Source organism: Rhodobium gokarnense, assembly GCF_025961475.1.
GTDB classification, from domain to species: Bacteria; Pseudomonadota; Alphaproteobacteria; order Rhizobiales; family Rhodobiaceae; genus Rhodobium; species Rhodobium gokarnense.
On record NZ_JAOQNS010000007.1, the window covers coordinates 1 to 15,692 of the forward strand.

At 66.1% G+C, this 15,692-nt stretch carries 13 protein-coding genes and 1 pseudogene; 10 read left to right on the forward strand and 4 right to left on the reverse strand.

Annotated elements, in window-relative coordinates; all coding sequences use genetic code 11:
* Positions 1-647 (forward strand): annotated as a pseudogene (locus tag M2319_RS13030) (integrase core domain-containing protein); the annotation flags it as partial.
* Between the two features lie 188 nt (positions 648-835).
* Here M2319_RS13030 and M2319_RS13035 read toward each other — a convergent pair.
* On the reverse strand, positions 836-6,562 hold the full coding sequence (locus tag M2319_RS13035; RefSeq protein WP_264601902.1) for an apolipoprotein A-IV repeat region-like domain-containing protein: 5,727 nt from the start codon (positions 6,560-6,562) through the stop codon (positions 836-838).
* A 280-nt stretch (positions 6,563-6,842) separates the two neighbouring features.
* On the opposite strand from M2319_RS13035, the gene M2319_RS13040 reads away from it, so the two are divergent.
* The 3 genes from M2319_RS13040 (at position 6,843) to M2319_RS13050 (ending at position 8,377) form a co-directional block, all read left to right on the forward strand.
* A complete protein-coding gene (locus M2319_RS13040; RefSeq protein ID WP_264601903.1) occupies positions 6,843-7,133 on the forward strand; it encodes a hypothetical protein in 291 nt (96 codons plus the stop codon).
* A gap of 269 nt (positions 7,134-7,402) precedes the next feature.
* Positions 7,403-7,765 (forward strand): Hpt domain-containing protein, encoded by a 363-nt coding sequence (locus tag M2319_RS13045; protein ID WP_264601904.1) that lies wholly within the window; start codon positions 7,403-7,405, stop codon positions 7,763-7,765.
* 291 nt (positions 7,766-8,056) lie between these two features.
* Complete coding sequence (locus M2319_RS13050) at positions 8,057-8,377, forward strand: (2Fe-2S)-binding protein (RefSeq protein ID WP_264601905.1); 321 nt, start codon at positions 8,057-8,059, stop codon at positions 8,375-8,377.
* Positions 8,378-8,457: 80 nt separating this feature from the next.
* Here the strand turns inward: M2319_RS13050 and M2319_RS13055 are convergent, their stop codons facing one another.
* The gene (locus tag M2319_RS13055; protein WP_264601906.1) at positions 8,458-8,928 is read right to left on the reverse strand and encodes a MarR family winged helix-turn-helix transcriptional regulator; all 471 of its coding nucleotides are present in this window, start codon (positions 8,926-8,928) and stop codon (positions 8,458-8,460) included.
* Positions 8,929-9,083: 155 nt separating this feature from the next.
* On the opposite strand from M2319_RS13055, the gene M2319_RS13060 reads away from it, so the two are divergent.
* The 5 genes from M2319_RS13060 to M2319_RS13080 all read left to right on the forward strand — a co-directional run bounded on the left by M2319_RS13060 (position 9,084) and on the right by M2319_RS13080 (position 12,271).
* A complete protein-coding gene (locus tag M2319_RS13060) occupies positions 9,084-9,536 on the forward strand; it encodes a hypothetical protein (RefSeq protein WP_264601907.1) in 453 nt (150 codons plus the stop codon).
* A 227-nt stretch (positions 9,537-9,763) separates the two neighbouring features.
* Positions 9,764-10,789 carry an NAD(P)/FAD-dependent oxidoreductase gene (locus M2319_RS13065; RefSeq protein ID WP_264601908.1) on the forward strand — a complete coding sequence of 342 codons (1,026 nt, stop codon included), beginning with the start codon at positions 9,764-9,766 and terminating at the stop codon, positions 10,787-10,789.
* A 75-nt stretch (positions 10,790-10,864) separates the two neighbouring features.
* Entirely contained in the window at positions 10,865-11,068 is a 204-nt protein-coding gene (locus M2319_RS13070) for a hypothetical protein (protein ID WP_264601909.1), read from the forward strand.
* A 111-nt stretch (positions 11,069-11,179) separates the two neighbouring features.
* Positions 11,180-11,338: a hypothetical protein gene (locus M2319_RS13075; RefSeq protein WP_264601910.1), complete on the forward strand. Its 159-nt coding sequence runs from the start codon at positions 11,180-11,182 to the stop codon at positions 11,336-11,338.
* Positions 11,339-11,647: 309 nt separating this feature from the next.
* Complete coding sequence (locus M2319_RS13080; protein WP_264601911.1) at positions 11,648-12,271, forward strand: class I SAM-dependent methyltransferase; 624 nt, start codon at positions 11,648-11,650, stop codon at positions 12,269-12,271.
* Positions 12,272-12,331: 60 nt separating this feature from the next.
* On the opposite strand, the gene M2319_RS13085 is transcribed toward M2319_RS13080, so the two are convergent.
* Entirely contained in the window at positions 12,332-13,561 is a 1,230-nt protein-coding gene (locus M2319_RS13085; protein WP_264601912.1) for an MFS transporter, read from the reverse strand.
* 110 nt (positions 13,562-13,671) lie between these two features.
* On the opposite strand from M2319_RS13085, the gene M2319_RS13090 reads away from it, so the two are divergent.
* On the forward strand, positions 13,672-14,451 hold the full coding sequence (locus tag M2319_RS13090; protein ID WP_264601913.1) for an AraC family transcriptional regulator: 780 nt from the start codon (positions 13,672-13,674) through the stop codon (positions 14,449-14,451).
* A gap of 37 nt (positions 14,452-14,488) precedes the next feature.
* On the opposite strand, the gene M2319_RS13095 is transcribed toward M2319_RS13090, so the two are convergent.
* Complete coding sequence (locus M2319_RS13095) at positions 14,489-15,583, reverse strand: acyltransferase family protein (RefSeq protein WP_264601914.1); 1,095 nt, start codon at positions 15,581-15,583, stop codon at positions 14,489-14,491.
* Positions 15,584-15,692: the final 109 nt, after the last annotated feature.

Genomic DNA, 15,692 nt, shown 5'->3' on the forward strand with positions numbered 1-15,692 from the left:
CTGGAGCGCACGTTCCGTCTCTTCGGCCTGCCTGCGGGGCTCTACGTCGACAACGGCTCGCCCTGGGGTGGCGGCACGCCGGGCCATTGGACGCCACTCGGCGTGTGGCTTTTGAAGCTCGGCGTGCGGGTGATCCACGCCCGCCCCTATCATCCGCAGGGACGCGGCAAGAACGAACGCTTCCACCGCACATTGAAAGCCGAGGTTCTGGCGCTCACAGCGCTGCGCGACTGCGCCCAGGCGCAAGCCGCCTTCGACAGCTGGCGCCCGCTCTACAATGCCGTCCGCCCGCACCAGGCGCTGGGGCTGGCAACCCCGGCCAGCCGCTACCGCCCCTCGCCGCGCCGCTTCCCCGACCGCCTCCAGGAGCCGCATTACGAGCCCGGCGAGATCGTACGGCGGGTCTCCACATCAGGATGTTGCGTCAGCTTCAACGGCCGCCTGTGGAAGCTGCCCAAGGCCTTCCGCGGCGAACCTGTCGCCCTCAGGCCGACAGATCGCGATGGTCGCTATCGCGTCTGCTTCGGCGCAACGCATATCGCAACCATTGACCTCAACCATACCCGAAACAATCATCAATGACTGTCAGCCATCTCCCCGAACACCTGTCAATCATCTCTCCGGGACATACACTTGACCCGGGGTGACGGGGAGTGTTCGGTGCGGATCATTTCGTCGCCTTGCCGGCGTCTGCGATCGGCTCCGGTGTTGCCGTTGGAGAGGGGCGCTCATGGCTATGGACGGCGTGATGGCGAACGGGACAGTGTGACCGTCCCCCCAACGAAAAAAGGGCGCCCGGGGGCGCCCTTTAGTCGGGTTCCGATGACCCGCGCCGTCAGCCGAGGCGGCCGCTGGCGTGGGCGAGCATGGTGTAGACCTTGCCCGTATCGGAGGTCAGATAGGTCTGGCTCAGCATGTTGTCGCGGTCGTTGCGCGACACTTCGGCGAGGAGCTGTTCGAAATCCTCCAGGTACCGGTCGACGGCGGAGCGGAACTCCGGGTCGCGCTGGTACTTGCGGCGGATCTCGTCGAAGGTCTGCTGACCCTGCAGGGTGTAGAGCCGGCGGGTGAAGGCGTTCCGCTCGCCGCGCTGGTAGCGCTGCCAGAGGTCGAGGAAGGCCTCGTGGTCGATCGCCCGGGCGATGTCCACCGACAGCGAGTTCAGCGATTCCACCATGTGCAGCGGCGAGCGCTGCTCGGTGGCCGGGGCAGGGGCCTGGCGGCTGTCGCGGGTTCCCTGGCCACGGGTGTCGTGATCGCGGTCGTCATGCTCGTCCGGGTGCTCGTCGCGCGAGGCCCGGCGCAACAGGTCGGTGACCCAGCCGCGGTCGTCGGCGCCGCCATTGCCGCCCTGGCCACGGCCATGGGTGCCGCGGGCAACGTCGAGCGGGCTGAACTGGGGCCGTGACGGCTCAGGACGCGCCGGCTCGGAGCGGGCCGATTCGGCCGGGCGCTGCGGGGCAGGGGCCGGACGGTAGGATTCCGCCGGACGCTGTGCCGGCGCCGGGGCCGAATAGCCGCCACCGCCACCGGAGGCGGCGCGCTGGGCGCGCGCCTCGCGGCGGTCTCCCTGGACCTCGCGATTGGCCTCGCGGCGCGGCTGCGAGATGTCGAGGGTGTTGGCCTGGCGCGAGACGATTTCCGAGAGCTCGTTGAGCGCGCGGATCTGCTCGGAAACGACCTTGCGCATCGCCGCCGTGCTTTCCTCGGTCTCCTTCGGCAACTCGAAGATGCCCTGCTTCATCTCCGCGCGGGTCGCCTGCAGCTCGCCCTGCATCTCGCGAGCGATGTCGCGCATGCGGGCGGTCGCCTCGGTGAAGCGCTCGGAGGCCTCGGTGACCGAGCGGCCCATCTCGTCGAGCATCTCGGTCTGGATCGAGCGCACCGCCTCCTGGGCCCGCTGGCCTTCCAGGCCCGCGGAGAGCCGCAGCGACTCGAACTGCTCGATGACGCTCTTGGAGGCGTTCTCGGCTGCCTGTGCGAGCAGGCCGGCGACGCTCTGGGATTTCTCCTCGGCATCGGCAAGGGTCGTCGAGATGATGCCGGTGAACGACTTCAGCACCTCGCCGACCGATTCCGACTTGGTGATGAGTTCGTTGGCGATCGCCTCGATGGCCTGGCGGCGCTCGTCGACGGTGAGGTCGACGGTGCGGTTGGCGTCTTCCAGCATGTGGGCGGCCGACGCCAGCGTCTTGCCGTGGTTCTCGAAGCGGTCGGCGATGCGGGCGACGTCGCCCAGCACGTTCTCCGACACCTCGCGCAGCACGCCGACATTTTCCGCGATCAGGTTCGACGACGCCGTGGTGTCTTCCAGCGCGCGGTCGATGGCGGTGCGGAACTCGCCGGCGCGGCGGGCGAGGTTGGTCTCCACCTCGCTGAGGTTGTTGCCGGCAGACGTCAGCACTTCCTGCAGCGTGGCGTTGGAGCCGTTCAGCCGTTCCAGGATCTCCGAGACCTCGTTGCGCAGGCGCTCGTTGGTCTGGCCGAGGACACCGACGGTCTCCTGGCTCTTGGCGTCGATCATGCGCACCAGTTCCTCGCCGCTCTCGGCGATGGCGCGGGTGGCATCGACGCCCTGGCGGGCAATCGCGTCGGCGATGTCGCCGCCCTTGATCGACAGGGCGTTGACGATGGCGTCGCGGACCTCGTTGACCTTGCCGGAGAGATCGCGGCTGCGGTTCTCCAGGGCTTCGACGAGGTCGGTGCCCTGGTGCTCGATGAGGCTCGCCAGTTCGGAGGTGCGGGCACCGAGCAGGTTGTTGAGTTCGCGGGTGCGCGCGTCGAGGTTCTTCGACATCTCGCCGCCGCGGCCGGAGATGACCTCCTCAAGCTCGGCAGCGGACCGGGACATGGCGTCGGTGGCGCCGCCGACGGACTGGATGAGCGAGGCGCTGGCGCGCTCGCCCTCGTCGCGCAGGCGGTTGGCGACCTGGGCGACGGTGGCTTCCAGACGCTGGCGGGCGTCGTCGGCCTCGCCGGTCATGGCCGTCTTCAACTCGTCGAGAGCCCCCATCAGGACCTCGCGGGCCTTCTCGCTCTCCATGGTCAGGCCACCGGAAAGCTGGGCGATGGTGCCGGTGAGGACGTCGCGGACGCGCTCGCTCTCGGTCGACAGCGCCTGGCTGGCGTCGGCCAGCGAGCCGACGACCGCCTGGCGGGCCCGCTCGCTCTCGCTGACCACCTTGGAGGCGGCTTCCGAGAGCGACTGGGACAGCTCGTCGCGGGCGCGGCCGGTCTCGCCGGTGAGCGTTGCCGTGATGTCGCGCATGCGCTCGCCGATGACCTTTTCCAGTTCGGCGCCGCGGCCGTCCAGGGTCTCTGCGACCTCGAACACCTTGGAGCCGAGCGAGACGTTGATCTCGGCAATGCGGTCCGAAAGGATGTCGGTCAGCTCGTTGGCCTGCTTGGTCAGCACCGCGCCGACGACGTTGAGGCGGTCGTCGAGGGCGGTCGCCATCTCGCCGTGGCCGTCGGACATCGCCTTGGCGATATCGCGGGTCCGGTCGATGAGCGTTTCGCTGATCTGGCGGGCACGGGCGTCGAGCGCCTCGTCGATCCGCGCGATGCGGGTGTCCATCGTGCTGACGAGGTAGTCGGACTTGGTCTCCACCGTGTTGGCGACGCGGTCGACCCGCTCGCCGATGGCGTTATCGAAGGTTTCGAGCCGCTCGCTGATGGTCCGCTCGATGCGGTCGGTGCGGTCGGCAAGGGCCTCGCCGATCGCGGTCGCCTTAGTCTCGAAGGTTTTGCCGAGGGCGGCGGAGCGCTCGTCGAACACGGTGCCCAGGGACTCGGTGTGGCCGGTGAGCATGGCGTTGATCGAGGAGAAGCGGTTCTCCAGGAGTTCGGCGATCTCCGTGGTGCGGTTGCCGAGCGAGCCGATGAGATCGGTGCCGCGGATGTTGATGACCTGGTCGAGTTCTTCCAGGCGCTTGTCGAGTTCGCCGGAGAGCGTGCCGGTGTGGGCGTTGATCGCCTCGGAGAAACGGTCGCCCGCCTCGACGATCTTGCCGGTGACCTTGTTGCTCTGGTCGCCGATGAGTTCGGCGATCCTGACGCCGGCGGCGCCGAAGCGCTCGGCCAGCTCGTTGGTGCGCGAGCCGAGGGCCTGGTCGATCTCGTTGGAGGTGAGGGCGAGAACGTCCTTGAAGTTCTGCAGCCGGCCGTCGAGCAGGCCGGCAAGGTTCTCGCCGGCATCGATCAGCTTGCCGTCGAGGGCCTCGCCCTTGACGACGACGGCATCGTGGATGCGATCGCCGGTCGCCTCGATGCGGTTGGCGAGGTCGCCGCCGCGGTCGGTGATGGTCGAGGCGATGCGGGTCGCCGTGTCGTCCATCTTCTCGGTGAGTTCGTTGCCGCGCAGCGACAGGTCGACGAGCAGGGATTCGCCGGTGCCGTGCAGGACGCTGGCGACCTCCTCGGTGCGCTTGGAGATCGCGGTGATGATCTCCTCGCCGCGCTGGCCGAGCATGTCGGCGGCCTCCCGCGTGCGGGCGGCAAACGCTTCGTCGAGGCTGTGGCCAGTCGCCGAGAAGGTCTCGTTGATCTCGCCGCCGCGGTCGACGATGGCGTTGACGATGTATTCGCCGGTCTCCGACAGGCGGGCGTCGAGCTCGCTGGTGCGGGTGATGAGCTGCTCGTTGACGGCGTCGGCGCGTTCCGACAGCGTCTCGATGAGCCGGTTGCTGGTGCCGTCGAGGATTTCCGCGATCGCGGCGGTGCGCTGGTCGAGCGCCTCGTTGATCTCGCCGGCGCGGCCGGTGAGCATGTCGGCGATTTCCAGGCTGGTGGTCGACAGGCCGTCGGAAATCTCGCGGCTGCGGTGCAGCAGGGTCTCGGCGATTTCGTCCTGGCGGGCGCCGAGGTTCTCGTCGAACTGGCGGGCGTAGGACGCAAGGGTCGAGCCGATCTCGTCGGAGCGCGCCGCCAGCGTGCCGGCGATCTCGTCGTGGCGCAGGCCGAGATTCTCATCGAACCGCGAGGCGAAGGAGGCCAGCGTTCCGCCGATCTCGTCGGACCGGGCGTTGAGGGTGTTGGCGATCTCCTCGCTGCGCAGCGCCAGGGTGTTGGCGATTTCGTCGTGGCGCATGCCGAGGCTCTCGTCGACCCGCTGGGTGTAGGTGTAGAGGGTCGAGTTGATCTCGTCAGTGCGGCTGCCGAGCCGCTCGTCGAACTGCCTGGCGTAGGACGCGAGCGTGGAGCTGATGTCCTCGCTGCGGCTGGCAAGGCCTTCGTCGAACTGCTTGGAGTAGGTGGCCAACGTGGTGTTGATCTCGTCGCTGCGGGCGCCGAGGGTGCCGGCGATTTCCTCGCTGCGCGAGGCGAGCAGCTCGGAAAGCTGGCTGGTCGAGATGTCGAGGGTGTCGGCGAGACCGGCCTTCTGGGCGTCGATGGTCTCGGCGATCGCCGAATTGGCGCTGGCGATGGCGTCGGTGACGTTGGCGGAGCGCTGGGCGAGGTCCTCCATGAAGGAGCGGCCACGCTCGTTGAAGCTCTCGATCAACTGGTCGCCGGCATTGCCGAAGGCAGTGGAGAACTGGTGCGACTGGGCGGTGATGGCGTCGGAGAAGCGTTCCGTCGCCGAGCGCACGTCGTTGGACAGCCGGTCGCCGGTGACCTGCAGGTCCTCGGTCAGCATGGCGTGGGCGCCGGTGATGGCCGAGCGCACCTTTTCGGCATTGCTGACGACGGACTCGCGCTGCAGCGCCAGTTCCTCGATCAGGCCGCGGATACGCAGCTCGCTGTCATTGTAGGATCGCTCGAGGGTGGCCACCTCGTTGTGGACCATGACCTCCAGCTCGCTGGCGCGGGCCAGCGCCCGCTCCACGCCGTCGCCCATGGCGGCGACCTCGCGGCGGATGGCCTGGCCGACGCTGACGACGGATTCCTTGGCGATGTCTTCCGGCTCGGCGAGGCGCAGGGCGACCTCGGTCATGGAGCGCGAGACGAGGCGCAGCTCGTGGGAGCGCCAGACCATCAGCGCCATCACCCAGAAGAACATGATCGGGACGACGATGGCGACGGCGGTGCCGATCAGCGGGGCGTTGCGGGCAAGGTCCTGAACGGTCGAGATGGACAGGATTTCCTGGCCGAACGAGACCCAGGCGACGCCGAGACCGACGGCGCCCCAGACGAGCGACATCAGGAGCGCGATCCAGAACGGCGCGGAAGAGGGACGGCGCTGCAGGGCATAGACCAGCGCGCCGATATTGTGGCGGTCGTCATTGGCGGCCATGCGGCCGCGGCGGCGTCCGCGACGCGGCGAGGCGACGTCGCTGGGCGGCGCGTCATCCGTCTCGTCGGCCGGCCGCGATGCCGGCGATGCGGCAAAGGCAGGCCCGGGCGTCACATCCGGTGCGCCGGACGTGTCGGCGTTGGATGCCTTCTTTGCCGCCGGGTCGTCGACCTTGACCTCGACCTTGTCGGACGCGTCCGACGATGCGGTCTCGGATTCGGGTTTCTTTTCCGTGTCGGATGCGCCGAAATCGAGTTTCAGCGCCTCTTCGACGGCACTCAGAGCAACTTCCGCCGGATCGGTCGGTTTCGGTGAATTGCCTGCCATTTTTGTCAATCGCCTCGCGTCCGCACTCATTACTATCCGGCCGCACGTCCGTTGCTCATACGGAGCTCCGGAAACTGGGGACAATACTGTTGGGGAAATCGGAACATCAGCCGTTTGGTTAACGACGGCTGGCGCAACAGTATCGTAGCCTCCCCCGCATCTTGCCGCATCCCATATCGTAATGGCACATTTGTTCAAAAGGAACCGCAAAAACCGCCTGTTGCGATTATTTTAACTAATGGTTAACGGTTTTTCCGGAAGCGGTGGAGGGGCGTTGGAAATGAGCGGACGAGGCGATATCCCGAACGACCCGAAGAGCGGCGCGCGCGCCGCAAAACCGACGGACGTGCAGCGCCGCTACCTGGAGAGCGGGCTCGATCAGCCGGGCGGCAAGCTGCCGCTGTTCGACGCCAACGGGCGCCGCTACTCGGCCAAGACCGTCGAGGCCTGCATCGCCAATGGCTGGGCCGAGCACTGGTTCGCCAATCCGCTGAAGCCCGACTGGCTGGTCTGCAAGCTGACGCCGGCCGGCTACGCCATCGTCGGGGGCAAGGCGCCCGGCGCCAGGTAATTCGGCCGGATGGTACCAGCGTATACGTAAAATGATTCCTAAGGCGCAATGTTACCGCCTGCGGGCGGCGTTAAAGCTTCGTTCAACACATCTCTCAAAAGATTTCTTAAAGTTGAAGCATTCGGAGTGACTTAACCGCCTTTTTGCCTTTTTTTGCGACGCTTCAATCGAGCTGCAAGGCCGGTCCGGCGGGGCCGGCGCGGCAAGACGGAGCGGTCCGTTGCGGACCGTTCGGCAAAAGGATCGGGAAAATGGCATTGGCAGGTGCAATGGAATTCCAAGCGATGGATGCGGCTTTAAAGCCGGACCGTCCGGTCGACCTCGTCCATCTGGCGCGGCACACCCTCGGCAACCGCGACCTGGAGCGGGAAGTGCTGCAGCTTTTCGTCCGCCAGTCGGCGGTCTATCTGGGCCGGCTGCGCAATGCCCGGACCGCGGGCGAGATGCGCGTTGCCGCCCACACCATCAAGGGCTCGGCCCGCGGCATCGGGGCCTGGCGGATCGCTGAGCTTGCCAATCTCTTCGAAGAGGCGGCCGCGGACGGCGCCACCATGGACGATGCGGCGCTCGCCAGCCTTGCCGAGGCGATCGAAGCCGCCAACGACTACATCCGCACCGTCCTCAGCGACTGAGCGGCACACGATTTCGCGCGGCCCGACGGCGGCCGCGACCGGGCCAGTCCGCCCGCATGCATCGCGGCGTCGCCCTTGTCGGGCGGCGCCGCATTTTCGTTTTCATGGCCTCAACCGCGAGCCCGCCCGATCCGCATCGTCCGCGGGTTGGCGGCGCTCCTTTGGCATCCATTCAAAATTGTCAGCGGACGCGGCAATGTGGCAGACTTGTCGCCGCATGGGGGTTGACGTTCCCGCCGCAGCGGTTATGTCCAGAGCCGGTTTTCACCTGTTTCTCATCCGGCGGTCCCCATGCCCAAAATCACCTATTACGATCCCGACGGCACCAAATACGAGGCTGACGCAGCGGTCGGCTCGACCGTGATGGAAAATGCGCTGAAGGCGATGGTTCCGGGCATCGAGGCGGAATGCGGCGGCGCCTGCGCCTGCGCCACCTGCCACGTCTATGTGGACGACGACTGGACCGAGAGGACGGGCGAGCCGTCGGCGATGGAAGAGGACATGCTCGACTTCGCATACGATGTGCGGCCGAACTCGCGGCTGTCCTGCCAGATCCGCGTCACCGACGAACTCGACGGGCTGGTCGTCAGGGTGCCCGAGCGTCAGGCATAAGGGCACCATGCCTAGCCGGCGCCAGTCCTGGCCAACGCCACACGCAGCCTGCCGGCAGCGGCGTCGCGGTTCCCTTTTCGTCAGGGACCCTTCTTGCGCGCGTCGGTCGCCTTGAGGGCGTCGATGGCCCGTGCCATCAGGGCGTTGAACTGATCCCGCTCGGCTTGTGAGAAATCCTTCAAGGCGCTGTCGTTGACGCGCGTTGCGGCGGCCGTCGCCGGCGCTTCCAGCGCGCGCGCCTTTTCCGTCACGTGGATCGACTGGGCACGGCCGTCGTCCGGGTGGGGCCGGCGGCTGACGAGGCCGTCGCGCTCCATGCGGGCGATGGTGTTGGCCATCGTCGCCTGCTCCACATTGAGGCGCTCGACCAGTTGCTTCTGGGTCAGCCCGTCCGTCCGCCACAGCTCCAGCAGGGTCATGAACTGGGCCGGCGCCAGGCCGAGCGGCCGGATCTCCTCGGCAAGGGCGATCGCGAACAGGCGAGCCATGTGGTTGGCGAGGTAGCCCGCCGAGCGGGTCTTGTCGAAGCCGGATGTCTTTGACGGGCGCATGGTCCTTTCTCGCACTTGAATAGCGTGCTATTCAATGATAAATAGCATGCTATGTTAATCAGGCCTGTGCGATCGAGGCCGGCAAGGCGGGGCTTCCGGGCCGGGTTTGGGCGGCCGGGCACCGGCGGGCGGATCGCGTTCAAAGGAGAGTGATAATGGGCGGAAAACTTCACGCTGCTGCCGGCGGTCTGGTGCTGGCGATCATCGCGTCTTTCCTGGTGGCAACCGTGGCGGTCGAGCTTTTCGGCAATGCGGCCGCGGTGGCGCGGGTCAAATGGGCGATCCTGTGGGCGCTCGCCGTGCTGATCCCGTGCCTGGTCGCCGCCGGCGCGAGCGGGACCCGGCTCGGCCGCGGCTGGCGGGGCGGCCTCGTTGCGCTCAAGAGGCGGCGGATGGCGATCATCGCGCCGGTCGGCCTGTTCGTCCTGGTGCCGGCCGCGGCGTTCCTTGCGGTGAGAGCGGGGGACGGGCGGCTGGACACCGGGTTCTATGCCGTGCAGGTCGTCGAACTCGTCGCCGGGGCGGTGAATTTCACGCTGCTGGCCATGAACATGCGCGACGGCCTGGCGATCGTCCGCCGCCGCGCCGTCGGGGCCGCCGCCGGCTGATCGCGCCCCTCGCGGTCCGTGTTGATGCGGGGGAAGGCCGCAAACGGCTCCCCCGCATCGGCGTTCCTGTAAAAATCTATTCCGCGACGGCCGGCAAGACGGCCCGTCCGTTTCTCGCCGTCCCCTTTTGAGTGCAGCAATATGCAGCGCTTCCCCTTGCCGTCGGGGCGCGCTATGCAGGACGCGCACATCTCGGGCGGAAACTCCACAAGCTGCGGACAAGAACAATGACTGACGCGATAGAAACGGATGTTGTCATCATCGGCGCCGGCCCGGTCGGGCTGTTTGCCGTCTTCGAGCTCGGTCTGCTCGATCTCAAATGCCACCTGATCGATATCCTCGACCGGCCGGGCGGGCAGTGCACCGAGCTTTATCCGGAAAAGCCGATCTACGACATTCCGGGCGTGCCGATGGTCACCGGCCAGCAGCTCACCGACCAGCTCATGGAGCAGATCGCGCCGTTCCATCCGGAATTCCATTTCAACGAGATGGTCGAGACCTTGGAGAAGCTGGACGACGGCAGCTTCCGCGTCGTCACCGGCCTCGGCACGACGTTCCATGCCAAGGTGGTGGTGATCGCCGCCGGCGGCGGCTCGTTCCAGGCCAAGCGCCCGCCGATCCAGGGCATCGAGGGCTATGAGGGCAATTCGGTCTTCTATTCGGTCCGCAAGATGGACGACTTCAAGGACCTGGAGCTGATCATCGTCGGCGGCGGCGACTCCGCCCTCGACTGGACGCTCAACCTGCAGCCGCTGGCAAAGCGGGTGACGCTGATCCACCGCCGGCCGGGGTTCCGCGCCTCGCCGGACTCCGTCAACAAGATGAAGGCGCTGGCCGCCGTCGGCGCGCTCGACTTCATCGTCGGCCAGATCACCGAGCTGCACGGCGACAATGGCGTCCTTTCCGGCGCGACTGTGAAGACGGAGGAGGGCACGCAGGAGATTACTGCTACCCGCATCCTGCCGTTCTTCGGCCTGACCATGAAGCTCGGCCCGGTCTCCGAATGGGGCATCGAGCTGCAGGACAACCTGATCCCGGTCGACACTGAGAAATTCGAGACCTCGGTGCCCGGCGTCTTCGCCATCGGCGACATCAACTGGTATCCGGGCAAGCTGAAGCTGATCCTCTCCGGTTTCCACGAGGGTGCGCTGATGGCCCAGGCCGCCAAGAGGATCGTCAGCCCGGACGAGCGGATCATCTTCCAGTACACGACGTCCTCGACGAACCTGCAGAAGAAGCTCGGGGTGAATTGAAGATAGGCTGTTGGTTTGACAGCGGTTGCCGGCAGGCTCACACTCGCTCTTGGTGATGCCTGCCGGAGCTTTATCGTGGAGCCCGATACGGAAAACCTTGTCCTTGAGCATTTGCGCGCGATCCGCGCCACGCAGGATCGTCACAGCGATGACCTGCGCGAGATCAAGGGCAGGCTAGGGCTCCTCGAGGAACAATATGCCGGCCTCAGCCGGCGTATCGACCGGCTCGACGAGCGTGTTGCGCGCATCGAAAAACGCCTAGACCTTCAGGACGCCTAATTACGCGAAAAGACGCTGAACCAACGTCTTTGTGACCGGCGTCACATACCGGCGCCGCGCCTCCGGCTATCCCTTGGCCATCGATTTCGGCCAACAAGGGAGGCCACCGTCATGTCCGCTCTCAAGCACTTGCCGTTCTGGCGCACGTCCAGCATGGGGCTGCGCGCCGTCATCGTCGCGCTGATCCTTCTCGGCGCGGTCAGGGCGGGGTTGCAGGAAGACAATCCGTTGTCTCCCCATCCGCCCGCGCCCGTCGAGCTGTCGAAATGACGGCACATGTCATGTCACTCCCGCTGCCCCGCCCTCTCCCCGTCATCCCGGCCGAAGCGCAGCGGAGAGCCGGGATCCAATGCCCGTCCCGACAGTGTCGCCCGCGTCGGGCCTCGATGTGGTCGATCCCCGGGCGAACGCTTCCTCCTGGCAACCACCGGCATACGGCATGGAGAGGGGCAATAGGCCCCGGCTCGGGGCCCGGGGTGACGATGGGAGCGGCCGGAGCGGGCAACTGGTGATGCCGGGACGGCAAACCTATCTGTTGCGTTAACGGTTCTTCGCAAGAACGGTGGATACTCAAAAGACATGCTGAATTTCTATCGCCAGAAAATTTCGCCGATGATGGTGCACGCCGTTTGCGGCGCGCCGCCGCTAATGCGCGAGCGCGAGCAGATGGTGCCGAAGGCCGAGGGCGTGGTCGTGGAAATCGGCATCGGCACCGGCCGGAACCTGCCCTTTTACGACGAACGCCAGGTGCGCCGGCTGATCGGCGTCAATCCTCCGGACGGGCTCACCGACCTCGTCGACTTCGAGCGCCTGGCGCCGGGGATCGAGGCGGAGATCGTGCCGGAATCGGCGGAGAACATGTCGCTCGACAGCAACCTCGCCGACACCGTCGTCGTCACCTATACGCTGTGCTCGATCCCGGACGTTGAAAAGGCCATCGGCGAGATCCGCCGGGTCCTGAAGCCGGGCGGCCGGCTGCTCTTCGTCGAACACGGCCGCGCCGACTGCGAAAAGACCGCGCGCTGGCAGGACCGGCTGAACCCCTATTGGGGCCTGATCTCCCAAGGCTGCCACATCAACCGCAACCCGACGGAGCTTTTGACGGCAGGTGGCTTCTCGTTCCAGGAGCAAGACCGCTATCCGCTCCGGCGCGTGCCGTCGGTCGTTGGGTTTCACCATGTGGGGGTGGCGGTCGGGAGGTAACCGGAACGGTTTGTTGGTAAGAAAAAAGCGCCGGTTTGCCCCGGCGCTTTTTCTTTTTCGCTACTCCGCCGCCACGGGCGCCGCTTCCGGATTCGGATGCCACACCAGCTCGCGGCCGGGTTCCGGGTGCTCCGGGACCATGCGGGCGAGCAGGAGCGAGGTTGCGGCCATTGCCGCGCCGATGAGGAAGACGGCGGCGGGGGAGACGAGCCAGATGAGGCCGAAGGCGGCAGGGATGACGACGGCGGCGATGTGGTTGATGGTGAAGGCGACGCCCGCCGTCGGCGCGATGTCGCCGGGGTCCGCGATCTTCTGGAAATAGGTCTTCATGGCGATCGCCATGGCGAAGAAGGCGTGGTCGATCACATAGAGCCCGGCGGCGATGTAGGGATTGGCGACGAAGGCGTAGGCGACGAAGACCAGGATCAGGCCGATATATTCCAGCGTCAACGCGCGGCGCTCGCCGACCCGGCCGATGAAGGCGCCGATGCGGTGGGCAAAGAAGATGCTGATGATGCAGTTGATGAGGAAGAGGGCCGAGATGTCGTGGACGTCGTAGCCGAATTTCTCCACCATCATGAAGCCGGCAAAGACCATAAAGATCTGGCGCCGGGCGCCGCCCATGAAGGTCAGCGCGTAATAGAGCCAGTAGCGCTTTCTTAGGACGAGGGTCTTCCTCTGCGGCGTTCCTTCGCGGAACTGCGGGTAGGCGAGCCACAGGAAGATGACGACGGCGATGGTGGTCAGCCCGGCGATCAGGAAGACGATCTCGAAGGACAGCTCATAGGTGCGCCAGCCGAAGAAGATGAGGCCGTAGGCGGCGAGCTGGGCGACGGCGGCGACCGACAGGATCTGGCCCATGCGCTGCGGCGCTTCGGCCTTGTCGAGCCATTGCAGCGACAGGGATTGGGCCATGGTCTCGTAATAGTGAAAGCCGATGGACATCACCATCGTCGTGAAGATCAGGCCCCAGAAGCTTGGCATATAGCCGGTCAGCGCCACGCCGATGCCGAGCATCAGCAGCGAGACCAGCGCCAGGGTCTGCTCGCGCATGGCCAGCAGCAGGAAGACGGCGGCGAAGGACAGGAACCCCGGGATCTCGCGGATCGACTGCTGAATGCCGATTTCCTTGCCGGTGAAGCCGACGACGTCGACGGCGAAGTTGTTGAGCAGCGTCCACCAGGCGGCAAAGGAAAGCTGCATCGCGGCGGCCATCACCATCAGCATGGCCGCGGGCGAGCGCCAGTCGAGGCGGGAATCCGGGAGGCGGAGCGAAAACAGTCGGGCCATCCATGTCTCCGAACGGGAAATCGAAATCGAGCCTTTTGATAATCGTTTTCATGTACGGCGTGTTAGCGCTAAAATGACAAAGAGTATCGATAAGGCGACAAAGGCGTAGGATGTCCCAGATTCATCCGGAAATGTATCAATCGGCGCCGCACCACCTGCCGCAGCGGGTGGTGGCCTATGCCGCCGATCGGATGGGGGATATCATCAACCCGCGCCACACCCATCCGCGCGGCCAGCTCCTCCATATCGTTTCGGGGACGCTCGCGGTGGAGACCGACGGCGGCACCTTCGTGGTGCCGGCCGAGCGGGCCGTCTGGATGCCGCCGGGCGTGCCGCACGGCACCAGGACGCGGGCGCCGACGGCGCTGCGCACCATCTATATCGTTCCGGAAGCGGCCCCGGACCTGCCGGCGGAGCCGACCGTCGTCCGGGTGACGCCGCTGCTGCGCGAGCTGATCCTGACGCTGATGTCCTGGCCGCGGAACTATGACGAGGCGGGGCCGGAGGGACGGCTCGTCTCCGTCCTTATCGACCAGATCGCCGTCTCGCCGGTGGCCCCGTTGCACCTGCCGATGCCGCAGAGCGAACGGCTGCGGGCGCTGGCGCGGGAGCTGCGGGAGCATCCGGCCGACCCGCGCGGGCTCGACGCGCTCGCAGGCGCCGCGGCCGTTTCCGGGCGGACGCTTGAGCGGCGGTTCCGCGACGAGACCGGGCTGACGCTTCGGGCCTGGCGGCGGCAAGCAAAGCTCTTGAAGGCGCTGGAACTGCTCGCCGACCGGCAACCGGTCGGCCTCATCGCTGAACGGCTCGGCTACGAGACCACCAGCGCCTTCATCGCCATGTTCCGCTCCGCCTTCGGCCAGAGCCCGGGGAGATATTTTGAGGGGTGAGGGGCGACCGGGCGGCCGCCCCCAATGTCCGTTTGCCTCACGCGGGCCTGAGGCCGGAGCGGGCATGGATCAGGCCCGGCGCCTTGCCGGCGTAGCCGATGACGTAGCGGCTCTTCTTGCCGAGCAGGATATTGACGCCGATGGCGATCAGGATCGAGGCGGCGAGGATCCCCGTCGTTGCCAGCAGCAGCACCGGCCAGGAGGCATCGAAGCGGATGCCGTTTGCGTCGCGGACGGTATGGATGAGCTTCAACAGCCCCGGATGAATGAAGAAGATGGCAAAGCTCGTGGAGGCGACGAGCGAGAGCGTCTTCGACGAACGGCCCTCGAAGCGGTGGAGAAGCTGCAAGAGGAGCAGGCACATGAAGAGCTTCTGGAACAGCATCAGGTCGAGGCCGCCCCAGGCGAACGGCGCCTTGTGGTAGTTGCTGAAATGGCCGGTGGCGATCTCCGCCACGTCGAAGAAGGCGACGCAAAGGGCCAGGTGCCATTCCTTGCCGGCGAGGCGCGCCCAGACCACTTCCTTGTTCATGGCCACCGTGATGCCGAACAGATAGGCCGGCGTGAAGGCGATGAGGTGCTGCACGGGGTTGAGGTTGCCGTGCGAGCGCTGCACCAGCGCGGCGACGAGAACCAGCGCGGCCGTGATGGCGATCTGGCGGGCGGTGGACAGGCGGATGAAGGCGATGTGCGCCGGCGCCATCAGGAACACCAGCATGATGAAGGGGATGTACCAGTAGGCGGTCGCAAAGCCGCCGGTGAGGACGTACTTCACGTAAGGCACGATCCAGGTATCGACGACGCCCGGGCCGGCCGGATTGAAGAAGGCCTTCTGGGGCTCGCCGCTGGTCATCGACCAGATGATCGGCAGCACGGACAAAATAAGATAGGGCGCGGCAACGTTCTTTAACTTGCCTGTCAGGAAGGTCTTATAGTCATAACGCGCATAAAAGACATGGTAGAACAGAAAACCGGAAATGAAGACGAAGAGCGTCGTGGCGCCGGAAATCAGGTTGCCGACGAATTTCTCCGGCCATGTCTGAAAGGTCATTCCGGCAAACGAGAAACTGTGGCCCATGACAATCAGGATGATTGCGATGGCGCGGAAATTATTGATGGAAGTCAGGTACATGGCGTATCGCACCGTGAAAATGGCGGTGCGGTGACGGCCCTCGGGAGCGACGTGTTACAGGCCGTTCGGCAGACTTTCCGGCAGAACCACTGACACCTTCGGCCCGATG

Bases quoted from the DNA above. Each gene is read 5' to 3' on its own strand.
- M2319_RS13080 (WP_264601911.1), top strand. From the start codon at position 11,648: ATGCTGAATTTCTATCGCCAGAAAATTTCGCCGATGATGGTGCACGCC.
- M2319_RS13090 (WP_264601913.1), top strand. From the start codon at position 13,672: ATGTCCCAGATTCATCCGGAAATGTATCAATCGGCGCCGCACCACCTG.
- M2319_RS13055 (WP_264601906.1), bottom strand. From the start codon at position 8,928: ATGCGCCCGTCAAAGACATCCGGCTTCGACAAGACCCGCTCGGCGGGC.
- M2319_RS13075 (WP_264601910.1), top strand. From the start codon at position 11,180: ATGTCCGCTCTCAAGCACTTGCCGTTCTGGCGCACGTCCAGCATGGGG.
- M2319_RS13095 (WP_264601914.1), bottom strand. From the start codon at position 15,583: ATGTACCTGACTTCCATCAATAATTTCCGCGCCATCGCAATCATCCTG.
- M2319_RS13040 (WP_264601903.1), top strand. From the start codon at position 6,843: ATGAGCGGACGAGGCGATATCCCGAACGACCCGAAGAGCGGCGCGCGC.
- M2319_RS13060 (WP_264601907.1), top strand. From the start codon at position 9,084: ATGGGCGGAAAACTTCACGCTGCTGCCGGCGGTCTGGTGCTGGCGATC.
- M2319_RS13085 (WP_264601912.1), bottom strand. From the start codon at position 13,561: ATGGCCCGACTGTTTTCGCTCCGCCTCCCGGATTCCCGCCTCGACTGG.
- M2319_RS13035 (WP_264601902.1), bottom strand. From the start codon at position 6,562: ATGGCAGGCAATTCACCGAAACCGACCGATCCGGCGGAAGTTGCTCTG.
- M2319_RS13065 (WP_264601908.1), top strand. From the start codon at position 9,764: ATGACTGACGCGATAGAAACGGATGTTGTCATCATCGGCGCCGGCCCG.
- M2319_RS13045 (WP_264601904.1), top strand. From the start codon at position 7,403: ATGGAATTCCAAGCGATGGATGCGGCTTTAAAGCCGGACCGTCCGGTC.
- M2319_RS13050 (WP_264601905.1), top strand. From the start codon at position 8,057: ATGCCCAAAATCACCTATTACGATCCCGACGGCACCAAATACGAGGCT.